This is a genomic window from Shinella sp., from assembly GCF_052438155.1.
Lineage (GTDB): Bacteria > Pseudomonadota > Alphaproteobacteria > Rhizobiales > Rhizobiaceae > Shinella.
This window is the reverse complement of sequence record NZ_JBQVPI010000099.1, coordinates 1-2,113: the sequence shown is the minus strand read 5'-3', so window position 1 is coordinate 2,113 and position 2,113 is coordinate 1. Positions and strand designations below refer to the sequence as shown.

The following is a 2,113-nucleotide window of genomic DNA, read 5'->3' as shown; positions in this document are numbered from 1 at the left end:
CCTCCAGCTTGTTCTCGATCTGGGGCGGACGCATGACTGGTTCGGTGACCCCATGATCGTCGCACTCACTGTAATTTCGGTCGTCTCCTTCCTGTTTTTCATCATCTGGGAATTGACCGAGGATAATCCCATCGTCGATCTGCGCGTTTTGCGGCATCGCGGCCTTAGCATAAGCCTGCTTGCTCTTGGCATCAGCTTCGGCGCTTACTTTGCCGGGTTCGTGATCGTCCCGCAATGGCAGCAGGCCTGGCTTGGATACACGGCAACGCAAGCAGGCCTTTCTTCCTCGTTTACGGCCATCGCGGCGCTTCTCACGGCCCCCATCGTTGCGATCATCGCCCCGCGCTATGATCCACGCCTGTTGGTGTCAGGCGGCATCATATGGCTCTCAGTGCTGGCTCTCACCCGGACCTTCTGGACCACCGATTCCGATTTCTGGACCCTGACCTTACCGCAGTTCGTTCAAGGGTTGGGCATGACATTTTTCATGATCCCGCTGATTGGCCTGACCCTGAATACGGTGGAAGAGCATGAGGTCGCATCCGCTGCCGGCCTTCAAAGCTTCGTCCGCACGATCGCAACAGCATTCGCAACTTCGTTATCTCTTACCTATTGGGGCGATAGTCAGCGCGCGGCGCGCAATGACGTGGTTGGTGTACTCCAGCCTGAAGTCCTGCAAGCGCAATTATCCGGCATGGGGTTTTCGCCCGAGCAAATCAGGCTGATGCTGAGCAACATGGTCGAAATGGAAGCGACAACGCTTGCTGTCGTTCACGTCTTTTGGGTGACTTCTGCGATGCTGCTTGTGGCAGCTGCGGTCATTTGGTTGGCTCCGCGCCCGAAGAAACCGGGTGGTATGTCGATGGGGCACTAAAACCCCATCCGCCCTAACCTTTGGTGGCGATATCGTTAGGCGAGGCAAGGTCGGCGCTCTCCAAAACCGGAAAGGCAGCTTAGAAAAGCTCGTAGGACCCTCGCGGAGCTCAAGCACCAACAAATGTCGTGTCTCGCTTTAAACGCTTGGCGTTTGCAACAAGCGCAAAGTCCGGCATCGACTAATGAGTATCCCTTCGGACGATCTTTCAATTACCCACAAGTGGTCGCACGCGTGATTCACGTAAGCGCATTACAGTTGAAGCCACTGGCTCGGCTGTGATTCCTGCTCAGGCACGGAACCTGCGGGGTGCGTGCCATGACGAACGACCGAGATGAAGGTGAGACCTGGATTGACGGAGAAATAGACAACACCGGGTTCGGCGATACTCGGCTTGGTGCTCGACTGCGCAAACTGATGTGCTGCCTGGATAGCGCAACAGGTCAGCCGCTGCCATTAGCCTGCGAAGATTGGGCGAACACAAAAGCGGCATACCGCTTTTTGTCGAACAGCTCGGTCACCGAAGAGCACATTCTGGCTGGCCATTTCCAGGCGACGGCGCGTCGTGCAGCCAGCTGTGATGGCACCCTGCTGGTGCTGCAGGACACCACAGAATTCGTCTACCAGCGATCAGCGCCAGAGAGCATCGGCTACACCAAGAAGGTGAACAGCGGGCGCGACAAGGAAGGCCTCTGGCGCCAGCACAAGCTTTGCGGCGTTATGATGCATGCCAGTCTCGCCGTCACGCTTGAAGGGCTCCCTCTCGGCTTGACGGCTGCCCGCTTCTGGAGCCGTGCACAATTCAAGGGGCTGCTGGCGCTCAAACGCAAAGTCAACCAGACGCGGGTGCCGATCGAGACAAAAGAGAGCATCCGCTGGCTCGAGAATATGCGCGGCTCCACGGCATTGCTCGGAGGGGACCCCGCCCGCATCGTTCACGTCGGCGATCGCGAGAATGACATCTATGAATTCTACTGCGCGACGCAGGAGCTCGGGACCCACTTTGTCGTCCGCACCTGCGTTGATCGTCTGGCCGGCGACGGCAAGCACACCGTGTTGGCGGAGATGGCCGAGGTCGCTGTCGAGGGCATCACCAGTTCGAGATAGCCGACGGTAGCCGAGTGAAACTGGCCCTGAAATACAAGCGCATCCGGGTTCTGCCGCCCATTGGCAAAGCGCGGCTCTATCCACCACTGAACTTGACCGTGATCCACGCCATAGAGGTCGACCCTCCCGAAG

2 protein-coding genes are annotated in these 2,113 nt (G+C 58.1%); both read left to right on the top strand.

The genetic code is table 11. From position 1 onward, the window contains the following. Nucleotides 1-874 (top strand): MFS transporter (locus ACT6VE_RS34770; RefSeq protein ID WP_444802650.1); only part of this gene is annotated, 874 nt, incomplete at its 5' end. A 318-nt stretch (nucleotides 875-1,192) separates the two neighbouring features. Beyond that, on the top strand, nucleotides 1,193-1,981 hold the full coding sequence (locus tag ACT6VE_RS34765; RefSeq protein ID WP_197275840.1) for an IS4/Tn5 family transposase DNA-binding protein: 789 nt from the start codon (nucleotides 1,193-1,195) through the stop codon (nucleotides 1,979-1,981). The last annotated feature ends 132 nt before the right edge of the window (nucleotides 1,982-2,113 follow it).

Coding starts and splice junctions, on each gene's coding strand:
- ACT6VE_RS34765 (WP_197275840.1), top strand. CDS start 1,193: ATGACGAACGACCGAGATGAAGGTGAGACCTGGATTGACGGAGAAATA.